The following is a 21433-nucleotide window of genomic DNA, read 5'->3' as shown; positions in this document are numbered from 1 at the left end:
TCGGGATCGCGACGGCTGTCACGTGATTGCGGTCACTCTAAAGTGAAGCCCCGGATTAACGCAATAACTGGATGAGAACTTGCAACTTTTCGACAGGCGATGCCCACGAGGTGCCTCAAGTACACGAAGGCCCCCTTCATGGCGCTAGGCGCAAGGAAGGGGGCCTTCGTGTACTTGAGGGCGGTTGGTCGGCTAAACGCGGCGGGCGGTGGAGCCCCGGACGACGAGTTCGGGGGCGAACAGCAGCTCCTCGGCCGCGACTTCACCACCGTTTATGCGCTTGACCAGCAGTTCGACCACGGCGCGGCCCATCGCCTCGATCGGCTGGCGGGTCGTGGTGAGCGGCGGGTCGGTGCAGTTCATCAGGGCCGAATCGTCATAGCCCACCACCGAGATGTCTTCGGGCACCGACAATCCCTGGCGCCGGGCCGCGCGGATCGCGCCCAGGGCCAGGAGGTCGCTCGCGCACAGCACGGCCGTAGCGCCGCGCGGGTACAGCCTGGCCGCGGCCGCGTGCCCGCCTTCGATGGAGAACATGCCGTGTTCGACGAGTTCGTCCAGGACCGGGAGCCCGAGTTTCGCCGCGTAGGCGCGGAACGCCTCGAGTTTGCGCTGCGAGGGCACGTGGTCGTTCGGGCCGAGGACGAGGCCGATCTTCTCGTGGCCGAGCGAGCTCAGGTGCCCGACGACCTGCTCGACGGCGACCGCGTCGTCGCACGAGATCTGCGGCAGTCCGAGGTGGTCGACGGCGGCGTTGATCAGCACCGTCGGCAGGCGGCGCTCGGCGAGATGGTGGTAGTGCGAATGCACCGCGTCGGACTGGGCGTAGAGCCCGCCGGCGAACACGACACCGGAAACCTGCTGTTGCAGCAGCAGTTCGACGTACTCCGCTTCGGAGACGCCACCCGCGGTACGGGTGCACAACACCGGGGTGAATCCCTGCTGGGCGAGTGCGTTGCCCATGATCTCGGCCAGCGCGGGGAAAATGGGGTTCTGGAGTTCGGGAAGGACCAGTCCGACCAGGCGGGCACGATCCCCGCGCAGCTGGGTCGGCCGTTCGTAGCCCATCACGTCCAGCGCGGTGAGGACGGCGGCCCTGGTGCTCGCGGAGACCCCGGACCGGCCGTTGAGTACCCGGCTGACCGTGGCTTCACTGACCCCGACCTTGCGGGCGACTTCGGCAAGACGACGCGTCATGGCTGCAACTTTACCGCAAGCGAGCGCAAAACCTAGACACTCTTGATCGGTGCGGCGGCCCGGAAATCCCGTGAAGAGGGAACGAGGGCGGCCGCGGCAGGTGCGGCGAAGCAGACGACCGCGCACGCCGCGAGCACCGGCGCCGCCCCGAACCGGTCGATCGCGGGGGCGATGAGCGCGAGCCCGGCAGGCGCCAGTCCGTAGGAGAACAGGAAGTCCAAAGAGGACACTCGCGCGAGCTTCCCCGGCTCGACCTCCCGCTGGGTCGCGGTGAACCACGGGACGTTGAACAGCTCGATGCCCAGCCCGGCGACCGCGTAGGCGGCGACGACGAAGGCCGGGTGCACCGGGAACAGCAGGCTCAGAGGCGCGAAGCCGTAGCAGCCGAGCCCGGCCAGTGCCGCCCATCCCTGCCGTTCCGGCCGCCAACGCGCGATGACGACGGCGCCCGCGAGCGCGCCGACGGTGTACGCGGTGAGCCCGGCGGCCAGGACGGCTTCGGTGTCGTAGCGGTCGCGGCTGACCAAGGGCAGTACGACACCGGTGGCGGAATAGCCGGTCGCGATCACGGCGGTCAGCGCGCCGAGCCCGGCCAGGAACCACGGATGACGGCGAGCTTCGCGGAGACCGTCGGCGAACTCGCCGAAGAAGCGGACCTTGGTCGTGGCCGGGCCCGGCGCGTAAGTGCCTCGCGGCGGGATCAGTGCCGCGCCCAGCCACAGCACCCCGGTCCCGATCACCAGGGCCGACGTCGAGGTGAACTGCGAGAGCAAAGCGGTGAGCCCGGGGGCGACCAGGGTCGTGACCCGGACGGCGAGCGTCATCGCGGCGTTGGCCTGCTGGCGCCGGTCTTCGGCGATCACTTCGGCGGTCAGCGCCTGGAACGCCGGGCGGCACGCGCCCTGCCCGACGCCGACGACGGCGGCCGCGACGGCCATCACCACGACCGAACGGCCCATACCGACCGCGATCAGGGGAGTGGCGACACCCGCGACGAGACCGGCCCAGAGCACGACCCCGCGCCGCGAGTACCGGTCGGCCAGCACCCCCGCCACCGGGACCGCCACGAGGAATCCCGCGGTCCGCGCGGCGAGCACGATGCCGAGGTCCACAGCCGAAAGCGACCGTTCCAGCACCGCGAGTCCGAGGATGAACGGCAGCGCCCAGGTCGCCAGCCCGGAGGCGGTGTTCCCGGTCCAGAGCCGGAGGAACGACAGGCTGCGGAACACCGGGGTGACGATAGCAAGGAGAGACAGCAGGCCCTTCCGCGCTCTACTCTGCCTCCCGTGCGCACGCCGACCTCGGCCCGAGGCCCGGCCAGGCGCCTCCGCGGCGGGGCCGTGGGGGTCCTGACCGGCGCTTTGGCGACCGGTGCGCACGCGGGGACCAGTGGACGCGTTCCCGACCTGGGCGTGGTCGTGCTGCTCGTCGCCCTGCTGAGCTGGGTGGCGTACGCGTTCGCGGGACGCCGTCGCGGGCCGCTCGCCATCCTCGGCCTGGTGGCGGGCGGGCAACTGGCGATGCACGCCTGTCTGACGTTCCTGACCTGGCAGTCGCACGCTCACCACGACGAGACCACGGGGAACGGCCTGGCCATGGCGGCTGGGCACGCCGCGGCGACCCTTGTGGTGGCGATGGTGCTCGCGGGCACCGAGCGCGTCCTGTTCGCGCTCACGGCACTGATCGCGTCGGTCCTTCCACACCGCCTGACACCGCGGCCGGCGACGGCACCGCTGCGGATCCACGTCCCGCTCGTGGTGAAGTTCCCCGCGACCGAGGCGCTCCTGCGTGACGTGCTTTCGCGGCGCGGCCCGCCGGTGACGTTCGCCTGATCCCCGAAACCCTGCCGAGACCCGTGTCGCGGCAGGGCTCAGCGCGCGTGCCGTGACCATCCCGGCGCGCGGCGCAGGCGCACGCCTCCCCACCGACGCCTCAGGAGTTTCCCCATGGCAACACGAATCGAATCGACCACGAGCCCGCCGCGCGCCTCCGGCTGGCGCGGACTGTTCCTCCGTCTCCACTTCTACGCCGGCGTTCTCGTCGGACCGTTCGTCCTCATCGCCGCGCTCACCGGCGTTCTGTACGCGGCGACTCCGCAGATGGAGTCCTGGATCTACGCCGATCAGCTCCGGGCACCCGTCGGGCTGAACCAGGTCTCACTGGCCGACCAGGTCAAAGCGGCTCAAGCCGCGAACCCCGGCGGTGACCTGGTCGCCATCCGGCCCGCCCCCGAACCGGGCGACACGACCCGCGTGCTCTTCGCCGAGGAGGGCCTCGGCGAGTCCGAACGACGCGCGATCTTCGTCGACCCCGCCACCGCGCAGGTGCGCGGAGATCTCGTCGCGTACGGCTCGAGCGGTGCCTTGCCGTTCCGGACCACGCTCGACCACTTGCACCGGAATCTGATGCTCGGCGAACCGGGACGGCTCTACAGCGAGCTGGCCGCGTCCTGGTTGTGGGTGGTCGCGCTGGGAGGCCTCGTGCTGTGGGTGAGCCGTCGCCGTGCCCGCCGGAACGAGAAGACCGAGTCCGAGCGGGGGAGGTCGGTGCGCCGTCACGGATCCGTCGGGTTGTGGGTGCTGCTCGGCGCGCTGTTCCTTTCCGCGACGGGGCTGACGTGGTCGACGTACGCGGGGGAGAACGTCTCGGCGCTGCGTGAATCCCTCGGCTGGGCCACTCCGGCGCTGAAGGTGACCGGCGCCGGCGAGCACGCGGGCCACGGCGAGCACTCGGGTCACGGCGAAGCGCCCGCCGCGAAACCCGAAAGCGTGGACGCGATGCTCGCGTCGGCCCGTGCCGCCGGGATCGACGCACCCTCGGTGGAGATCGGACTGCCCAGCGAACCCGGCGCTCCCTGGCAGGTGGCGGAAATCGAGCGCGGCTGGCCGACACAGGTCGACGCCGTCGCGGTCGACGGGACCACCGGGCAGATCCTGGGCGAGGTCCGGTTCGACGACTACCCGCTGATGGCGAAGCTCGCCCGCTGGGGGATCGACGCGCATATGGGCGTGCTGTTCGGCTGGCCCAACCAGATCGTGCTGCTCCTGCTCGGCGCCGGTCTGGTCACGCTGGTCGTGCTCGGTTACCGCCTGTGGTGGCGGCGCCGTCCGACCCGCGCCACCGGGCTGACCTTCGGCCGACCCATCCCGCGTGGTCAGTGGCGCAAGGCGCCGCCCGCCTTGGTGGTGGGCCTTCTCGTCCTCGCCGCCGCGATCGGCTGGTTCGTGCCGTTGTTCGGGCTCAGCCTGCTGGCGTTCCTCGTGATCGACCTGCTGCTGGGCCTGCGGTCCCGCGGCCGGTCCACACCGGACTCGACCGACGTCACCGTGTGAGTTCCGCGCTCGCCGCCCACAACCGGGCGGCGAGCGCGGTGTCGGCGAGTTTTCCCGCGGACCGGTTCCCGGCGTGGTTCGCCGCGCAGGCCGAACACCCGTGGGCCGAACATCTCGCCGCGCGCACAGCGGGATCGAGGACGGCGCTGACAGCGGGCCATGCTCCGGTTTCCTTGCCCTGCAACAGAAGCCCGGCAGGGAATTTTCGCCCGGCCGGCGCCGCGTGCACCGGCCGCGGCGGGGTCAGGGAATCGAGCGCGCCACCGGGATGGTCGACGACACTCAACACTGTGCTGTCTGCCGCGCGCAGCCGCCTGTCGAGCTCGAAGGCGAACAGTATCTGGGCCAGCTTCGAGCGCGCATAGGCGCCTTCGGGCTGGTAGTCGCGTTTGCACTGAAGGTCGTCCAGGTTCGAGTTCCGCGCTGAGCCGGCCGAGACGGATCGCCGAAACGAGGAAGAACACCCCGCCGAGGAAGGCGTGTCCGGCCAGGTTCAGCAGTGTGGCGTCCGGTTGGGCGGCCTGCAGGGTGAAGGAAGTTCCGGCGAGGGCCGAGATGGCCCCGCTGGCGATCATCGCCCACTGGCCGCCCAGCTCGCGGAAGCCGATGCCGGCGATCGCGCTGATCGCGGTCACGATGTGCTGGCCCCCGTGGGGCGCGCTCAGGCCGAACTCGCGGCCCGGCGCTTCGCCCTGCTCCGGACGGTTAGAACCGTCCCTACCACTCACGAGGCTTCAGAACCCGATGGGCAATCCCGCGTAGTTCTCCGCCAGTCCCGCTCGTCCTGCCTCGCTCCGCGCCAGCCACCGCAACTGCGAGAGCTGCAACTGCCGGTCGAACGGGTCACCGGATTGGTGCAGCATCGTCGTCATCCACCACGAGAAATGCGTACACCGCCAGACCCGGCGCAGCGCGGTGTCGGAGTACGTGTCGGCGAGCGCGAAGTCCTTGTCCCGTACCAAAGCGGCCAGTGCGGGGGCGAGGAGGGCGACGTCGGCGACCGCGAGGTTGAGGCCTTTCGCGCCGGTGGGCGGCACGATATGGGCGGCGTCGCCGGCGAGGAACAGGCGGCCGTGCCGCATGGGCTGCTGCACGAAACTGCGCATGGGCAGCACACTCTTGTCGGTGATCGGTCCCGGCGTGAGGGTCCAGCCGTGCTGGCCGTGGCCGAGCCTGGCCGCGAGCGCTTCCCAGATCCGGTCGTCGGACCAGTCGCCGATGTCGGTGCCGTTGGGCACCTGGAGATAGAGCCTGCTGACGGTGGCCGAGCGCATCGAATGCATGGCGAAACCGTCGGGATGCCAAGCGTAGATGAGCTCGTCGGTCGAGGGGGCGACATCGGCGAGCACGCCGAGCCACGAGTACGGGTAGGTGCGTTCCCAAGTCTGCTTCGCGGCGTCGGGGATCGCGGTGCGGCAAGGCCCGAAGGAGCCGTCGCAGCCGACGACGACGTCGGCGTCCAGCCGTTGCTGTGCGCCGTCCGCGTCGGTGAAAGTGACGTAGGGCCGCTCGGTCTCGATGTCGTGTACGGCGGTGTCGGTGACTTCGTAGTGGATCTGCTGCCCGGCCGCCGCACGCGCCTTGCCGAGGTCCTTCGTCACCTCGGTCTGGCCGTACACGGTGACGCTTCGGCCCACCAGGTCCACGAAGTCGAGGTGGTGCCGTTCCTCGGGCCATTGCAGGTAGATACCGCGATGCTCGTCGCCTTCGCGGTCGAGCCGGTCACCGAGTCCCGTCTCGCGAAGCAGGTCCACTGTGGACTGTTCGAGGATGCCCGCCCGGATCCGCGCCTCGACGTACTCGCGCGAGCGGGTCTCCACGATCACCGATTCGACCCCTGCCAGATCGAGCAGATGCGACAGGAGCAGTCCGGCCGGGCCGGCGCCGACGATGGCGACTGGGGTGCGCATGACCGGAGTCTGATCGCGCGGCGGCGGAATCGCTAGCGGTCGCTTCCACTCAGTGAAACCCGAAGGCTCCGGCCGATTCCGGCGGCCGCGACCTGGAGCGCGGAGATCAGCCGGGCCCGGCCGCGGCTCAGATCGGGGACGACCAGGCCGAGCGCCGCGACGACGTCGCCACCCGACGGCCGGATCGGGACGGCGACCGAGCAGGCGCCCCGGCTCATCTCCTCGACGGTCTGCGCGTAGCCCTCTCGCCGGACGCGGCGCAACTGTTCGCGCAGGCGGCCAGGCTGGGTGATGGTGTACGGCGTGACCCGGGTCAGCGACGCGAGCACTTGCCTCTGGACGTCCTCCGGTGCCCAGGCCAGCAGGACCTTCCCGACTCCGGTGGCGTGCAGCGGCAGCCGTCCGCCGATCCGGCTGACCACCGGTACGGACGCGTTCCCGGAGAGCCGGTCGAGGTAGAGCACCTGGTCACCGTCACGTTCGCCGAGGTGCACGGTGGCACCCGTCGCGCCGTAGAGATCCTGGAGGAAGGGGGCGGCGACCTGCCGCAGCTCGAACTGGACGGGCGCGAGCAGTCCGAGATCCCACAGGCGCCTGCCGACGGCGTACCGGTCCTCGCGCCGCTCCAGCGCGCCCAAGCCCACGAGTTCGCGGGCGAGCCGGTGCGCGGTGGGCAGCGGCAGGCCTGCTCGCCGCGCGAGGTCGGTCAGCGACAGCTCACGATGGTCGACGTCGAAGGCGCCGAGCAGTGCGAACGCCCGCGACGTGACGCTGGCGCCGGGTGTCGACAGGTTCCCGGGCATTGGCCCATCTTCTCACTGAGTGGAAGTCAGGGCGAGCCCGAGCCACAGCCCGCCGACCGCGAGCACGATGGACGCCGGGACGGTGAGCAGCCCGAGCCGGGTGAACTCGCCCAGTTCGGCGCGGGTGTCGTGCCGGTGCAGGATCCGCCGCCACAACAGCGTCGCCAGCGAACCGACGTAGGTGAGGTTCGGCCCGAGGTTGACCCCGATCAGCACGGCCAGCACCACCGGTGTCCCGCCGCCGGCGGCGAGCGGCAGCAGCACGAGCACGGCGGGCAGGTTGTTGATCAGGTTGGCGAGGACGGCCGCCACCGCGGCGGCGCCGAGCAAGGCGAGGAACGAGGTGGAAGCCGGCACCAGGTGGCTGAGTGCCTCGTCCAGTCCGTTGTCGACGACGGCGCGGACCACGATCGCCAGCGCGAGCACGAAAGCGACGAAAGGGATGCTCGCCGACCGCACGATCGCGGCGGGCGAGGTCCGCCGCCGCACGAGGGCACGGCAAGCCAGGACCGCGGCACCCGCGAACGCGGCCCACGCGGGGCTGACGTCCAGCAGCGACGTGAGCACGAACCCCGCCAGTGTCAGGCCGAGCACCACGAGGACGAACGCCGGCACCTTCCCGGCCGGGACCGCCTTGCCTCCCCGCGGCCGGGCCGCCAGATCGGCGGCGAAGAACCGGCGGAACACCAGGAATTCGGTGAGCACCGCGGCCAGCCAGGGCAAGGTCATCAGCGCGGTGAACCGCAGGAACGAGATGCCGGTCGTGGCGACGGCGAGCAGATTGGTCAGATTGGACACCGGGAGCAGCAGCGAGGCCGAGTTCGCCAGATGCGTGCAGGCGTAGGCGTGCGGTTTGGCCCGCGCGCCCATCCGCGCGGCGGTGGCGAACACGACCGGGGTCAGCAGGACGACGGTGGCGTCCAGGCTGAGCACCACGGTGACCGCCGCGGCGACGACGAACACCGCGGGAAGCAGCCGTTGCGGACGTCCCCGGCTGAAGCGGGCCATGAGCGTCCCGGCCGCCTGGAACAGTCCTTCGTCGTCGCACAATTTGGCCAGGACGAGCACCGCGGCGAGGAAACCGGCGACCGGGGCGAGCCTGGTCACTTCGTCGAGGGCGTCGGGGAACGAGATCGCTCCGGTCACCAGGACGATCGCCGCGGCGGGGACGGCGGCGACCGCCTCCGGGAGCCCGCGTGGCCGGATCACCGCGAAGGCCAGGACCACCAGCAAGAGCGCGATGGACAGCAACTCGCCCGGAATGCCTGTCAGTGCGAACCTCCTCCGCATGAAGCCGACTTCGGCAATCTAGGCTGGGCCTGGTGCGAGAGACGAACTGGGCGGGAAATCAGACCTTCTCCGCGGAGCGGATCCTCCAGCCACGCACGATCGGGCAGGTGCAGGAGGCCGTCGCCGGGGCGAGAGCGGTCAAGGCGCTCGGCAGCGGGCACTGTTTCAACGACATCGCGGACAGTCCGGGTGGCGTCCTGCTCGATCTGTCCGTGCTCGACGTGGAGACCGGCCTTGACACGGAGTCGGCGACGGTCACGGTGCCCGCGGCGGCCCGCTACGGCGACATCGCCGTCCAAGTGCACCACGCCGGGTTCGCGCTGGCCAACCTCGCCTCACTGCCGCACTGCACGGTGGCGGGTACCGTCGCGACGGCGACCCACGGCTCCGGGCGGCGTAACCAGAGTCTGGCGTCGGCGGTGTCCGGTTTGGAGCTGGTGACCGCCGACGGTGAGCGGAAGACCTTCTCCCGGCACGACGGCGTGGTCGTCGGCCTCGGCGCGCTGGGGGTGGTGACCCGGCTGACCCTGGACCTGGTGCCGTCGTTCTACCTCCGCCAGGACGTCTTCGACGGCCTGCCCTGGGAATCGATGTACGAGCACTTCGACGAGATCCAGGACGCCGGTTACAGCGTCAGCCTCTTCACGAACTGGGCCCGCGACGAGGTCGACCAGGTCTGGGTCAAAGGACCGGGGCAGCCGGGCGTGGACTTCTTCGGCGCGACGGCGGCGGACGGGCCACGGCATCCGGCCCACGCGGCGGGCATCCCGGCGGACAACTGCACGCGGCAGCTCGGCGTCACCGGCCCGTGGCACGAACGGATCCCGCATTTCCGCCTGGACTTCACGCCCAGCATCGGGAACGAACTCCAGACCGAGTACTTCGTGCCCATCCGGCACGCCGTCGAGGCGATGGAGGCGATGCGCGGACTCGGGCACCGGCTGGCACCCGTCTTGCTCACGTCCGAGATCCGCACGGTCGCGGGGGACGAGCTGTGGCTCAGCCCGTTCCACGGCGGCGACCGGCTGGCCCTGCACTTCACCTGGCTGCCGGACGAGAAGGCCGTGCGCGAGCTGCTGCCCGTGATGGAGGAGCGGCTGGCACCGTTCGACGTCCGGCCGCACTGGGGAAAGCTCTTCCACCACGCGGCGGATTACCCGAAGCTGGCCGATTTCCGGTCGCTCGCCGGCGAACTGGACCCGGACGGCAAGTTCCGGAGCCCGTTCGTCCGGCGGCACGTGTTCGGGGAGCGCTAGTCGGATTGCGACCAGGCCGCGACGGGCAGTGAGAGGTACACGCCGACGTCGTCGATCCCGGTCGCGGCTTCGATGCTCGTGCGGAGCAGGTCCACCCGGCTCGGAAACCACTTCGACCGGGCCTCCACCAGGAGGTCGAGTCCGAAGCGGTCGAACGGTCCCGGTGTGCGGAAACGCAGTTCGACGTCGCCCGGCTGGAGGTCGCCGTCATAGGGTTCCTCGGGGCATTCCACCGCGACGGACACGAGATGCGGAAGAACCGAACCGAGCTCTCGCAGCTTGGCTTCGGGAAGATGAGGCGCGTAGGTGATTTCCACGAGAGGCACGGCACAAGCCTAGGGGCGGGCGAAACTGCTATCCTGGCGCCAGTTGCTTGCTCGCGCGGGAAGATCCCCGGCTGCTGCACTGGAGCCGCACGTTTCTCCCGAGGAGCCTCCATGTCTCTTCCCCTCGCCCGTCGCATGGACGGCGTCACCAGTTCTCCCGTGCGCGACCTGCTCGCGCTCACCGCCCGCCCGGGCGTGATCTCGTTCGCCGGCGGGATGCCCGCGCCGGAACTGTTCGATGTGGACGGTCTCCGCGCCGCCTTCGACCGGGCACTCGCCGACAGGTCCGCGTTACAGTATTCGCCCACCGAAGGGAATCCGCGGCTGCGTGAGCTGCTCGCACAGCGGCTGTCCGATCGCGGCGTCGCGACCACTGTGGACGATCTGCTGATCACCACGGGTTCGCAGCAGGGCCTGCAACTGCTGAGCACCGCGTTGCTCGACCCCGGCGCCACCGTGCTGGTGGAAGAACCGGTGTATCTGTCGGCGCTGCAATGCTTCCAGCTCGCCGAGGCACGCGTCGTGCCCGTTCCCGGTGACGCGGAAGGGATCGACCCGGCCGCGCTGGACGAGATCGCGGCCAGGGAACGGCCCGCGCTGCTCTACCTCGTCCCGACGTTCTCGAATCCCTCCGGGCGCACGGTCGGTCCGGAGCGGCGCCGCGCTCTCGCGGAAGTGATCGCGCGGCACGGGTTCTGGCTCGTCGAGGACGATCCGTACCACGAACTGCGGTATCGCGGCGAACGCGAGGAACCGCTTTCGGCCCGTCCCGAGCTCGCCGGGCGCACGATCTATCTCGGCACGTTTTCGAAGGTGATCGCGCCAGGAATGCGGGTGGGCTGGTTCCGGGCGCCGAGGGAACTGCTGCGCCGGGTCACGATCCTCAAACAGGCGACCGATCTGCACAGTTCGACCGTCGACCAGGCGGCCGCCGCCGAATATCTGGCCGTCGCGGATCTCGACGCGCACGTGCGGAAGCTGTGCGCGACCTACCGCGTGCGCCGCGACGCGATGCTGGCCGAGCTGCCCGCGATCACCCCGCCCGGGACGACGTGGACCGACCCGGACGGCGGGATGTTCGTCTGGGTCACGTTTCCCGGCGGCGCGGACACGGACCGGTTGCTTCCCGAGGCGCTGCGGCAGGACGTCGCCTTCGTGCCCGGCTCGGCATTCCAGGTGGGGGAGCCGGATCGGTCGGCGTTGCGGCTGTCGTTCGCGACGCACGCGCCGGAGACGATCGCCGAGGGTTTGCTGCGGCTGGGCAAAGCGCTGGCGCAGTGAGGTAAGCGTCGTTCGGGGTCTCGTACCGGCCCGGGCGCGCGAGGGGCGATTCGGGTTGGAACCAACCGTGTCTCAAGGGACGACACACGTGTCCAGGTGGACGACACACGTGATCCGACGGACGACACGCGTGTCCAGGTGGACGACACGCGGCGGACCGGCCGCGGGCGTGTGCCGTCCCTCTGATCACGTGTGCCGTCCATCCGGTCACGCGAGGCCTCTCACAGAAGCTGCCGCGCCCATTCGGTGATCACGGCGGCCGTCTTCGCCGGCTGGTCCTCGGCCGTGTAGGCGTAACTGTCGGGAATGGTCTTCAACGGCGCGTCCAGTCGTTCGGCGAACCGCCGCGCGTGGGCGAGCGGGAACACGCGGTCCTCCGCGGCCCAGGCCAGCAGGATCGGTTTGCCGAACCGGGCCGGGAGGAGGGCGGCCGCCTCGCGGCTGTATCGCGCGGACACGCTGCCGATGGCCTTGCGGCCGTCGTGGCGGATCGCCGGATCGGTCAGGACGGGGCCGATGAAGCTCTCCATGGCCCGTGTGTCGACGGGGTATTTGGCGAGCCACCCGTAGGTGTTGCGCCGGCGCCAAGTGCGGCGGATCCGCAACGCCTGGTAGAGCGCGCGGTAAGTCGCGGGATGGGCGGCGGTCGCCTTGAGGAGCCCGAAACCGCCGGGCTTGGGCGGCCAGGAGCACTCCGGGGTTTCGCAGCTGTTGAGTACCAGGCGCGCGATCCGGTCGGGGTACGTCGTGGCGACGATCTGGCTGTAGGCGCCGCCGGAATCGTTGCCGATCAGCGTGACCTCGGTCAGGCCGAGGGCGTCGAGGAACTGCGCGATCACGGCGGCCATCCCGGACGGGGAAAGGTCGGCGTCGCGGCGCATCGGGATCAGATGGGCACCGAGCGGCCAATCCGGTGTCACACAACGAAAAGCGGGGGAGAGTAGCGGGACGAGCGCGCGCCACAGGTTCGCGTTCACCAGGTAGCCGTGGACGAAGACGAGGGTCGGCCCGGACCCGCTCTCGTGATAGCGCAAGGTGCCCGAGGGGAGTTCGACCTCCTTCGCGGCGCCGAGCCGGGGATCCCGCCAGCCGGTGCCCGCCCAGTTCGTCATGCCCGCCGCCTTTCGCCGGAGAGTTCTTGTAACCGTTGCAAGAACTGTAGCGCGGTTCTTGCAACGGTTACAAGAACCGCTAAGCTCGCAGCGTGGACCCGCGCAAGGAACGGACCGTCGCCGCGCTCCTGCGCGCCGCGGACGAGGTCTTTCGGGAACGTCCGGCCGATGACGTCACGGTCGAAGAGATCGCCGAGTCGGCGAAGGTCTCGGTCGGCTCGCTCTACAACCATTTCGGCTCGAAGGCGGGTCTGCACGCGGCGGTGGTGGAGCGCGCGCTCCAGACTGATCGCGAATACATGGATCGCGCCTATGTCCCCGGTCGCAAGCCGATCGAGCAGATCTACGCCGCGGCCGACGAGTACCTGGCGTTCTATCTGGCCAATCCCGACTACTTCCGGATGCTGGCGTTTCCCCGTGAGCCCGGCGGCTACGCCGCGGGCCGTGAACTCGCGGATCGGCTCGCCCGGTCGGTCGCCGAGCAGAACGCGCGGCTCGTGCGCGCCCTACACGAAGGGGTGGAGGCCGGCGAGTTGCGGGACGTCGACCCCGAGGAGGCCGCCACCGTGTTGTGGGCGGCGTGGAACGGCATCATCAGTCTCGGCTGGCGGCCGGATGCGTTGCGCCGCGACGAAGAACAGCTGCGTGCCCTGCTCGCCGCGGCGACCGAGATCGCCGCGAACGGCTTGGTGAAGCGCTAGTCGACCTGCGGGTCCCAGGTCAGCAGCCGGACCTTGCTGACGGTCTGGACATGCCGTCGCATCGCGTTCGCGGCCGCCTTCGGGTCGCCGTTCCGGATGGCCTCGGCGATGTTGTGATGCTGGCTCAGTGAGCGCCACGGCCTGCCGGGCTGCCGCAAGGACTCGTTGCGGCTTTCCGCGATCTGCGTGTCGATCGAACGCATGAACTCGGCGAGGAGGGCGTTGTTCGCGGCGGCGGTGATCGCTTCGTGGAACCGGCGATCCCCTTCGGCGCCGTGCCCGCCGTCCTCGATCTCGGTCTTCATGTACTCCAGTGCCGCGTCGATGGCGGCGAGATCCGCGTCGGACCGCCGCGCGGCGGCCAGTTCGGCGAGCTTGGTCTCCATCGCCTCGCGGGCTTCGAGCACTTCGGGAAGTCGCCTGCGGCGGGCGACGAGTTCGTCGACCGGTTCGACGTCGAGGTGATCGTTGCGCAGGTAGGTGCCCCCGCCGTGCCGGGATTCGAGCAGGCCCTGCACCTCGAGCACGACGATCGCCTGCTTGATCGACGCGCGGCTGACCCCGAGCCGCTCGGCGAGGTCGCGTTCGCTGGGGAGTTTGTCGCCCGCGTGCAGGCCGGACTCCTCGACGTGCGCCTTGATCCGCTCGACGACCTGCTCGTAGAGCTTCGCCCGGTTCAACCGGCTCAACGCCTCCGGCACTCGGTCCCCTCCCTCGACTGGACAAGTGGCTCAGCCAATTTACCACTCATGGGTTGACAGGTGGTCACCGTCACAGGGAAAGTGGCTCAGCCACTAGTCCACTCGGCCACTCGCCAGGGGGCTCCTGCCGTCAAGGAGGACGGTCATGTCCGCCCAGCTGATCTCGATCCTCGTTCTCGTGGTGATCTTCGCCCTCGCCACGACCCGCTCGATCAACATGGGGGCGCTCGCCTTCGCCGGCGCGTTCCTCGTCGGCACCCTCGCCGGTGGCCTGGACACCGACGGCATCTTCGCCGGTTTTCCCGGCGACATCTTCGTGGTGCTGGTGGGCGTCACGTACCTGTTCGCCATCGCCAGGGCCAACGGCACCACCGACTGGCTGGTCGCCGCGGCCGTCCGCCTGGTCGGCGGGCGGATCGCGCTCATCCCGTGGGTGATGTTCGTGGTCACCGGCGCGCTGACCGCGATCGGCGCGGTGAGCCCCGCGGCCTGCGCGATCGTCGCGCCGATCGCGCTCGGTTTCGCCGCCCGCTACAAGATCAGCCCGCTGCTCATGGGTGCGATGGTGGTGCACGGCGCGCAGGGCGGCGGGTTCTCGCCGATCAGCGTCTACGGCTCGATCGTCAACGGGATCGTCGAGCGCAACCACATCGCGGGCAGCCCCGTGGTGCTGTTCTTCGCGAGCCTCGGGATGAACCTCGCCATCGCGGGCGTCCTGTTCGTCGTCCTCGGCGGGACCAAACTCCGGCGCCGCCGGCTCGTGACGGCGGGCGCCGGCGGAGTCGAGGCCGACGAAGAACCGCTGCCGCACGAACAGCGCATTCCCTTGGACGGGCCCAAGATCGTCACGCTGACCGGCCTGGTCGCGCTCGTGGTCGGCACCCTCGTGTTCGACCTCGACCCGGGCCTGACCGCCATCACCGTCGCCGTACTGCTGAGCGTCGCGTGGCCCAAGACCAGCCGTTCCGCCGTCTCCGAGATCACCTGGCCGACCGTGCTCCTGATCTGCGGTGTGCTGACCTACGTGGCGGTGCTGAAGGAGATCGGCACCATCGACTACGTCGGCAACGCGGTCACCACCGTCGGGATCCCGCTGCTCGCGGCGCTGCTGCTCTGCTACATCGGCGGTATCGTCTCCGCTTTCGCGTCCTCGGTCGGCCTGATGGGCGCGCTCATCCCGCTCGCCGTGCCGTTCCTGGCGCAGGGCACGATCGGGCCGGTCGGCATGATCGCCGCCCTCGCGGTCTCGGCGACGATGGTGGACGTCAGTCCCTTCTCCACCAACGGCGCGCTCGTCCTCGCCAACGCGAAGGACGTCGACCGCGACAGGTTCTTCAAACAACTTCTGGTCTACGGGGCGCTCGTGGTGGCCGTCGTGCCGCTGATCGCCTGGCTCGTGTTCGTCGTGCCCAACTGGGGCTGAGGAGGAGATCCATGCTGGTTGCCGGGAAGAGTGACCGCGTCGCCCTGCGGTTCGGCGCCGAATCCCTGACCTACGGCGAACTCGCGCGCGTCGCGGGTCCGCTCGCCGCCACGCTGACCGGCCGCACACGGGTCGCGGTGTGGGCGACACCGACGCTGCGGACCTGCGTCGCGATCGTCGCCGCGCTGACCGCCGGAGTCCCGGTGGTACCGATCAACCCGAAGGCCGGTTCCCGCGAACTGGCGCATATCGTCGCCGACAGCTCGCCGGACCTCGTGCTGGCCGCGCCGGACGCCGAGCTGCCACCGGAACTCGATGTGGCGCAGCGAATTCCGGTCGAGCTGGATACGTCGGGCACACCTTGGCAAGGTGAGGAACCGGATCCGGAGAGCCCGGCGTTCGTCATCTACACCTCGGGCACCACCGGACCGCCGAAGGGAGTCCTCCTCCCGCGCCGGGCGGTGGCGTCGAATCTCGACGCGCTCGCGGAGATCTGGGACTGGACCGACGCCGACGTCCTCGTGCACGCCCTTCCGCTGTTCCATGTGCACGGCCTGATCCTGGGCGTCGTCGGCCCGCTGCGACGAGGCGGTTCGCTGCACCACCTCGGCCGGTTCTCGACCGAAGCGGCCGCGAAGGAACTGGCCGGTGCGGGCACGATGCTCTTCGGTGTCCCGACGATGTACCACCGGCTCGCGGCCGACTGCGAGGCCGATCCCGCGCTGGCCGCCGGAGTGGGCGCGGCGCGGCTGCTGGTCTCGGGCTCGGCGGCTCTGCCGGCCACCGACCACGAGCGGATCACCGCCGCGACCGGACAACGGGTCGTCGAACGCTATGGCATGACCGAAACGCTGATGAACTGCGGTGTCCGCGCCACGGGGGACCGGCGGCCCGGTGCGGTCGGCCCGCCGGTGCCCGGCGTCGAACTGCGGCTGGTCGACGACGCGGGAGAACCGCTCACCGGCGAGTCCGTCGGCGAGATCGAGGTCCGCGGTCCGAACCTGTTCCTCGGCTACCTGAACCGGCCGGACGCCACGGATGCCGCGATGCGCGACGGCTGGTTCAAGACCGGTGACATGGCGGTGCGCGATCCGGACGGCTACGTGCGGATCGTGGGCCGCCGCGCCACCGACCTGATCAAGAGCGGCGGCTACAAGATCGGCGCCGGTGAGATCGAGAACGCGCTCCTGGAGCATCCGGGGGTCGCGGAGGCGGCCGTCACCGGGGAGCCGGACGACGACCTCGGCGAGCGCATCGTGGCCTGGATCGTCCCGGCCGGGGCCAAGCCGACGGCGGGCGAACTCGCCGACCACGTCGCCGGTCTGCTGTCCCCGCACAAGCGGCCGCGGGTCGTGCACTATCTGGAAGCGTTGCCCCGCAACGAGATGGGCAAGGTCCTCAAGCGGGCTCTCCATGACTGACCCGCTGGGCTGGGACGGTTACGCCGCTTCCCTGGCACACGCCAGGGAACGCACGGGCACGGACGAGTCGGTGGTCTGGGAGCGCGCGAAGATCGGCGGCCACGAGGTCGTGGTGATCCGCTTCGAGTTCGGTTTCCTCGGCGGTTCGGTCGGGACCGGCACCGGCGCGCTCATCGAGCAGGCGCTCGACGAGGCGCGCTCGCACCGCCTGCCCGTCGTCTCGCTGCTGTCCACGGGCGGCACCCGGATGCAGGAGGGCGTCCCGGCGCTGCGGCAACTGCAGCGGATCGCGCGCGGTCTGGCGTCGCTGCGCGAAGAGCGGCTGCCGCACATCACCGTCGCGCGGCATCCCACCACCGGCGGGGTGTGGGCGTCCCTCGGCGCCGACGCCGATGTCGTGCTCGCCGTCCCCGGCGCCCAAGTGGGGTTCGCCGGACGCCGGGTGCGGCAGGAGCGGTACGCCGACGATCCCGCGTACACGGCGGAAAGCCAGTACGCGGCCGGATATGTCGACGAACTCGTGGCCGAAGAGGCGATCACCGACCGGCTGGAGGTCTGGCTCGGTCTCCTGACCGGTGCTCCCCGGAACCGTCCGGCGGATCTGCCCCGCGCGCTCGGCGCCCTCGATCCCGCCCCGGACGGCTGGCAGGCCGTTCTCCGCGCCCGGTCGGCGGACCGCCCCCGCGCGAGCGCCTACCTCGACGACTACTTCGACACCCGCGTCGCCCTCCGGGGCGGCGCCGACGACGGCGTCCTCTGCGGGTTCGGAAACAGGGGCGGGCGGGCGATCGCCTTCGCCGCGCAGACCGGGACCGCGACCACGCCCGCCGGTTTCCGGACGGCGACCCGGCTGATCCGCCTCGCCGACCGGCTGGGGATGCCGGTGCTGACCCTCGTCGACACCCCGGGCGCGGCCGCCGATCCGGCCGCGGAGACGGACGGCGCAGGGAACGCCATCGCCGAACTGTTCGGCACGATCGCGGCGGCGGAAGTGCCGATCACGACCCTGGTGGTCGGGGAAGGAGGATCGGGCGGAGCGCTCGCCTTCTGCTCGGCCGACCGGATCTGGCTGACCCCGGACGCCTGTTTCTCCGTCATCGCCCCGGAACTGGCGGCCGGGATCCTCAAACGGGATCCTGAAGAGATCCCAGCCCTCGCCGACGCGCTGAAGCCACGTCCCGAAGATCTGCTCGCCCTCGGTGTCATCGACGGCATCGCGGGACCGGAACCGGTCACCTTCCTGAGATAAGGGGTTCGCCATGTTCAAGCGGATTTCCGTCGCGGTGCTCGCCGCGGTCACGCTCGGTCTCCTGGCCACGCCGCCCGGCCAAGCCGCCGGAGCCGCCCGCTACGTCGCCATGGGCAGTTCCTTCGCCGCGGGGCCCGGAATCCCGCCACAGCAACCAGGAACCCCCGCGGCGTGCGGACGTTCGACGAAGAACTACGCGACTCTCGTGGCCGGGGAACGCGGATTCGCCCTCACCGATGTCACGTGCAGCGGAGCGACCACGGCGAACATCCTCACCACCGGACAGGCCGGGCAACCGCCACAGATCGACGCCGTCACCAGGGAAACCCGGCTGGTGACCGTCACCATCGGCGGTAACGACGTCGGCTACGTCGGGAGCCTGTTCACCTATGCCTGCCAGAACACCGGCGGCGCGAACTGCGGCCAGGTCGACCAGGACGCCGTCCGCGCGGCACTGGCCACGGTGCACGAGAAGATCGGCGCCGTCATCGCGGCGGTCCATCGGCGCGCGCCGCGAGCGCGTGTGCTGGTCGTCGACTATCTGACGATCGTGCCGCGCACCGCGCCCGCCTGCGACGGCGTTCCCCTCACCCCGGAGCAGCTGGCCTTCGAACGCGAGGTCGCGGACCGGCTCGCGGCGGCGACCCGGCGGGCGGCCCGCGCCGAACGGGCCACCCTGATCCCGGCGGCCGCGTCCAGCGCGAACCACGACGCCTGTGCCGCCGTTCCGTGGATGGAGCGGTACGCGGCCGCGCCGGGACGCGTGCCGTATCACCCGAACGAGGCCGGCATGGCGGCTGTCGCGGACCTGATCACGGCACGGCTGCCTTAGCGCGGAAAGTGCGGCGGTAGCTGTCCGGCGGCACCCCGACCGTGCGGTTGAAGTGCCGCCGCAGCGTGGCGGCGGTACCCATCCCGGTGGCCTCGGCGATCAGGTCGACGCTGTCGTCGGTCCGCTCCAGGAGTTCTTGTGCGCGGCGGATGCGCTGGTTCAGCAGCCAGCGCAACGGCGTCGTCCCGGTCGCCGACCTGAAGTGCCGTGCCAGGTTGCGTGAACTCATGTTCGCGTGCCGGGCGAGGTCCTCGACGGTCAGCGGCCGGTCGAGCCGTTCGGTGACCCAGGGGAGCAGGCCGCCGAGCGGATGGTCGTCCTGGTCGGGCACCGGGGCGGTGACGAACTGGGCCTGTCCGCCCGCGCGGTGCGGCGGGACGACGAGGCGGCGGGCGATGGAGTTCGCGACCGCCGAACCGTGGTCGGTCCGGACCAGATGCAGGCACAGGTCCATCGCGGCGGCCTTGCCCGCGGAGGTGAGCACGCTGCCGTTGTCGACGTAGAGGACGTCCGGATCGACCTCCACCGAGGGAAACCGGGCGGCGAGGACGTCGGTGTGCGCCCAGTGCGTCGTCGCCCGGCGTCCGTCGAGCAGACCGGCGGCCGCCAGCACGAACGCGCCCGTGCACAGGGACGCCACCCGCGCCCCCGCTTCGTGGGCGGCGCGCACGGCCTCGACCAGATCCGGCGGCGGATCGACGTCGATGTCGGCCCAGCCGGGGACGATGACGGTGCGGGCGCGCTTCAGCTCGTCGAGCCCGTGATCGGGTTCGAGCAGGAACCGGCCGACCTTCACCGGTTTCGAGCCGTAGACGCCGAATTCGTACAGGCCCGTGTCGAAGACCTCGTTGGCGATGGACAGCTCGAACTGCAGCATCCCGTCCGTGGCGGCGAGGGCGACGGTACTCATGTCCGAAAGTGTACGCATGATGGCGTTCCGGACACTGTCGATCGGCCGGATCGGCCGACAGGATGGTCCACAGTGGATCGACCGAAGGCAGGAGAAACCATGGGTACGTACGACGTCGCGGTGTTCGGGGCTTACGGGCACACCGGACGGTTCGTGGTGGCGGAGTTGCGCGAACGCGGGTTCGGCGTGCTGGCCGTGGGACGTGACGAGGCGAAACTGCGCGGCCTGCCTTGGCCCGATCTCGACGTGCGCCAGGCGTCGGTCGACGACCCGGCCTCGCTAGACCGCGCGTTCGCCGGCGCGGACGCGGTGATCAACGCCGCCGGACCCTTCGCCGACACCGCCGCTCCGGTGATCGAAGCGGCGCTGCGGGCAGGCGTCCCGTACCTGGACGTGGCCGCGGAGCTCGAAGCGAACATCGACACCTTCGCGCGGTTCGGCGACCGCGCCGCGGGAGCGACGGTGATCCCGGCGATGGCGTTCTTCGGCGGCCTCGGCGACCTGATGGTCACCGCAGCGATGGGTGACTGGACGTCCGCCGATGAAGCCCACGTCGCCTACGGGCTGAGCAGCTGGCACCCGACGGAAGGGACTCGCGCGGCGGGCAGGGTCTCGCGGGAGCGGCGCGACGGAAAGCGGATCCGCTTCTCCGGCGGCCGGATCGAACACCGTGACGACGCGCTGCCGGAGCTGGACTGGGACTTCCCCGCGCCGCTCGGGACCCGCGCCGTGCTCGCCGAGTTCACGATGGCCGACGTCGTCACCGTCCCCAGTCACCTCGACATTCCCGAAGTGACCACGTACATGACCGTGAACGCGGCCCGCGAGGTCGTGAGACCCGAGACCCCCGCGCCTCCCGCCGACGGCCCGTCCTCGCAGGAGTTCGTGGTCGACGTCGTGGTGCGATCCGGCGGCGAAGAACGGCGGATCGTCGCGCGGGGGCAGGACATCTACGCGATCACGGCTCCGCTGGTGGTGGAGGCCGTCCAGCGCGTGCTCGATGGCCGGACCAAGGCGACCGGGGTCGTCTCGGCGGGTGAGGTCTTCGACGCGGCAGGCTTCCTTGCGGCGCTGGCGCCGCGGATCACCGTCACGGGATGACACCGGCTCGCCAGCCCGGATGCGGCAGCCGCACGGGCGGAGTCTCACCCGGCCGGTACTCGAAATGCCACCACTCGTTGTCGTAGATCCGGTAAAGCGCGAAGCGGGCGCCGTGGTCCTCCAGCCACTGCGCGCCCTCGCGCGGCCGGACGTCCAGCGCGGTACCGCTGACGTGCGCGGAATCCTGCGGCGGCAGGACACGCTTGCCGCCGCGGGCGGTCTCAGCGAGGTACAGCCGATGCTGCTCGGCGGCGTCCCGGTGTCCCGAGGTGACGCCGAGGAGGGTGCGGTGCCGCCAGAACGCCTCGGTCCTGGCGGCGGTGAACGCGGCGAGCGTTCCGGCGGTGAGCCCGGCGAGGTTTTCGGCGGGGAACCGCAGCGACAGCGCCCACCCGCAGGCGAGCCGGCGTGCCTGGCCGGGGGATCGCAGCCACGCCGGGATCAGCAGTAGTACCGCGAGGACGCGGGTGATCGCCGCGAGCACGAGTTCTTTCATGGCGTCGACACTCGCCGACGCCTGTGCGAACCCGATCGCGGCGACGTGCGCGGACGCCGACGAAAATGTCACCGTTCCGCACGGAGCGCGCC

General features: G+C 70.6%; 20 protein-coding genes and 1 pseudogene. 10 read left to right on the top strand and 11 right to left on the bottom strand.

Going from position 1 to position 21433, the window contains the following annotated elements:
* Positions 1-192: 192 nt before the first annotated feature.
* Both ACFVM3_RS25605 and ACFVM3_RS25600 read right to left on the bottom strand, forming a co-directional pair.
* The gene (locus tag ACFVM3_RS25605; RefSeq protein WP_378442420.1) at positions 193-1197 is read right to left on the bottom strand and encodes a LacI family DNA-binding transcriptional regulator; all 1005 of its coding nucleotides are present in this window, start codon (positions 1195-1197) and stop codon (positions 193-195) included.
* Between the two features lie 32 nt (positions 1198-1229).
* Positions 1230-2426, bottom strand: a complete 1197-nt coding sequence (locus ACFVM3_RS25600) for an MFS transporter (RefSeq protein ID WP_378442418.1) — start codon at positions 2424-2426, stop codon at positions 1230-1232.
* Between the two features lie 57 nt (positions 2427-2483).
* Here ACFVM3_RS25600 and ACFVM3_RS25595 point away from each other — a divergent pair, with 57 nt between their 5' ends.
* Together ACFVM3_RS25595 and ACFVM3_RS25590 are read left to right on the top strand one after the other, a co-directional pair.
* On the top strand, positions 2484-3029 hold the full coding sequence (locus ACFVM3_RS25595) for a hypothetical protein (protein ID WP_378442416.1): 546 nt from the start codon (positions 2484-2486) through the stop codon (positions 3027-3029).
* Between the two features lie 114 nt (positions 3030-3143).
* Positions 3144-4529 carry a PepSY-associated TM helix domain-containing protein gene (locus ACFVM3_RS25590; protein ID WP_378442414.1) on the top strand — a complete coding sequence of 462 codons (1386 nt, stop codon included), beginning with the start codon at positions 3144-3146 and terminating at the stop codon, positions 4527-4529.
* Here the strand turns inward: ACFVM3_RS25590 and ACFVM3_RS25585 are convergent.
* The 4 genes and pseudogenes from ACFVM3_RS25585 to ACFVM3_RS25570 form a co-directional block, all read right to left on the bottom strand.
* Positions 4519-4941: pseudogene (locus tag ACFVM3_RS25585) on the bottom strand (short-chain dehydrogenase); the annotation flags it as partial. The gene ACFVM3_RS25590 and the pseudogene ACFVM3_RS25585 overlap by 11 nt on opposite strands.
* A gap of 322 nt (positions 4942-5263) precedes the next feature.
* Positions 5264-6439 (bottom strand): 4-hydroxybenzoate 3-monooxygenase, encoded by a 1176-nt coding sequence (locus ACFVM3_RS25580; RefSeq protein ID WP_378442412.1) that lies wholly within the window; start codon positions 6437-6439, stop codon positions 5264-5266.
* 32 nt (positions 6440-6471) lie between these two features.
* Positions 6472-7242 carry an IclR family transcriptional regulator gene (locus ACFVM3_RS25575; protein WP_378442410.1) on the bottom strand — a complete coding sequence of 257 codons (771 nt, stop codon included), beginning with the start codon at positions 7240-7242 and terminating at the stop codon, positions 6472-6474.
* Positions 7243-7254: 12 nt separating this feature from the next.
* Positions 7255-8532, bottom strand: a complete 1278-nt coding sequence (locus ACFVM3_RS25570) for an ArsB/NhaD family transporter (RefSeq protein WP_378442408.1) — start codon at positions 8530-8532, stop codon at positions 7255-7257.
* A gap of 32 nt (positions 8533-8564) precedes the next feature.
* On the opposite strand from ACFVM3_RS25570, the gene ACFVM3_RS25565 reads away from it, so the two are divergent.
* Entirely contained in the window at positions 8565-9788 is a 1224-nt protein-coding gene (locus ACFVM3_RS25565) for an FAD-binding protein (protein WP_378442406.1), read from the top strand.
* Here the strand turns inward: ACFVM3_RS25565 and ACFVM3_RS25560 are convergent.
* The gene (locus tag ACFVM3_RS25560; protein WP_378442404.1) at positions 9785-10114 is read right to left on the bottom strand and encodes a hypothetical protein; all 330 of its coding nucleotides are present in this window, start codon (positions 10112-10114) and stop codon (positions 9785-9787) included. The two genes, ACFVM3_RS25565 and ACFVM3_RS25560, sit on opposite strands and share 4 nt — an antisense overlap.
* 111 nt (positions 10115-10225) lie before the next feature.
* Between ACFVM3_RS25560 and ACFVM3_RS25555 the strand changes: the two genes are divergently transcribed.
* A complete protein-coding gene (locus ACFVM3_RS25555) occupies positions 10226-11395 on the top strand; it encodes a PLP-dependent aminotransferase family protein (RefSeq protein WP_378442402.1) in 1170 nt (389 codons plus the stop codon).
* A gap of 221 nt (positions 11396-11616) precedes the next feature.
* On the opposite strand, the gene ACFVM3_RS25550 is transcribed toward ACFVM3_RS25555, so the two are convergent.
* Positions 11617-12507 carry an alpha/beta fold hydrolase gene (locus tag ACFVM3_RS25550; RefSeq protein WP_378442400.1) on the bottom strand — a complete coding sequence of 297 codons (891 nt, stop codon included), beginning with the start codon at positions 12505-12507 and terminating at the stop codon, positions 11617-11619.
* 92 nt (positions 12508-12599) lie between these two features.
* On the opposite strand from ACFVM3_RS25550, the gene ACFVM3_RS25545 reads away from it, so the two are divergent.
* The gene (locus ACFVM3_RS25545; RefSeq protein ID WP_378442398.1) at positions 12600-13208 is read left to right on the top strand and encodes a TetR/AcrR family transcriptional regulator; all 609 of its coding nucleotides are present in this window, start codon (positions 12600-12602) and stop codon (positions 13206-13208) included.
* On the opposite strand, the gene ACFVM3_RS25540 is transcribed toward ACFVM3_RS25545, so the two are convergent.
* Complete coding sequence (locus ACFVM3_RS25540; RefSeq protein ID WP_378442396.1) at positions 13205-13909, bottom strand: FadR/GntR family transcriptional regulator; 705 nt, start codon at positions 13907-13909, stop codon at positions 13205-13207. The two genes, ACFVM3_RS25545 and ACFVM3_RS25540, sit on opposite strands and share 4 nt — an antisense overlap.
* Positions 13910-14054: 145 nt before the next feature.
* Between ACFVM3_RS25540 and ACFVM3_RS25535 the strand changes: the two genes are divergently transcribed.
* The 4 genes from ACFVM3_RS25535 to ACFVM3_RS25520 are packed head-to-tail and all read left to right on the top strand — an operon-like array spanning position 14055 to position 18834.
* Positions 14055-15332: an SLC13 family permease gene (locus ACFVM3_RS25535; RefSeq protein ID WP_378442394.1), complete on the top strand. Its 1278-nt coding sequence runs from the start codon at positions 14055-14057 to the stop codon at positions 15330-15332.
* 11 nt (positions 15333-15343) lie between these two features.
* Entirely contained in the window at positions 15344-16753 is a 1410-nt protein-coding gene (locus tag ACFVM3_RS25530; protein ID WP_378442392.1) for an acyl-CoA synthetase, read from the top strand.
* Complete coding sequence (locus tag ACFVM3_RS25525) at positions 16746-18002, top strand: carboxyl transferase domain-containing protein (RefSeq protein WP_378442390.1); 1257 nt, start codon at positions 16746-16748, stop codon at positions 18000-18002. The genes ACFVM3_RS25530 and ACFVM3_RS25525 overlap by 8 nt, the downstream gene beginning before the upstream one ends.
* Before the next feature lie 10 nt (positions 18003-18012).
* Entirely contained in the window at positions 18013-18834 is an 822-nt protein-coding gene (locus tag ACFVM3_RS25520; RefSeq protein WP_378442389.1) for an SGNH/GDSL hydrolase family protein, read from the top strand.
* On the opposite strand, the gene ACFVM3_RS25515 is transcribed toward ACFVM3_RS25520, so the two are convergent.
* Positions 18815-19744, bottom strand: a complete 930-nt coding sequence (locus ACFVM3_RS25515) for a helix-turn-helix domain-containing protein (RefSeq protein WP_378442387.1) — start codon at positions 19742-19744, stop codon at positions 18815-18817. The two genes, ACFVM3_RS25520 and ACFVM3_RS25515, sit on opposite strands and share 20 nt — an antisense overlap.
* Positions 19745-19843: 99 nt before the next feature.
* Between ACFVM3_RS25515 and ACFVM3_RS25510 the strand changes: the two genes are divergently transcribed.
* On the top strand, positions 19844-20845 hold the full coding sequence (locus tag ACFVM3_RS25510) for a saccharopine dehydrogenase family protein (protein ID WP_378442386.1): 1002 nt from the start codon (positions 19844-19846) through the stop codon (positions 20843-20845).
* Here the strand turns inward: ACFVM3_RS25510 and ACFVM3_RS25505 are convergent.
* The gene (locus tag ACFVM3_RS25505) at positions 20835-21341 is read right to left on the bottom strand and encodes a M15 family metallopeptidase (protein WP_378442432.1); all 507 of its coding nucleotides are present in this window, start codon (positions 21339-21341) and stop codon (positions 20835-20837) included. The genes ACFVM3_RS25510 and ACFVM3_RS25505 overlap by 11 nt on opposite strands.
* Positions 21342-21433 lie beyond the last annotated feature (92 nt).

This window comes from Amycolatopsis sp. NPDC057786, assembly GCF_042797905.1.
In the GTDB taxonomy this organism is placed as follows: Bacteria; Actinomycetota; Actinomycetes; order Mycobacteriales; family Pseudonocardiaceae; genus Amycolatopsis.
The sequence above is the reverse complement of the archived record's forward strand: the minus strand, read 5'-3'. Positions and strand labels throughout refer to the sequence as shown.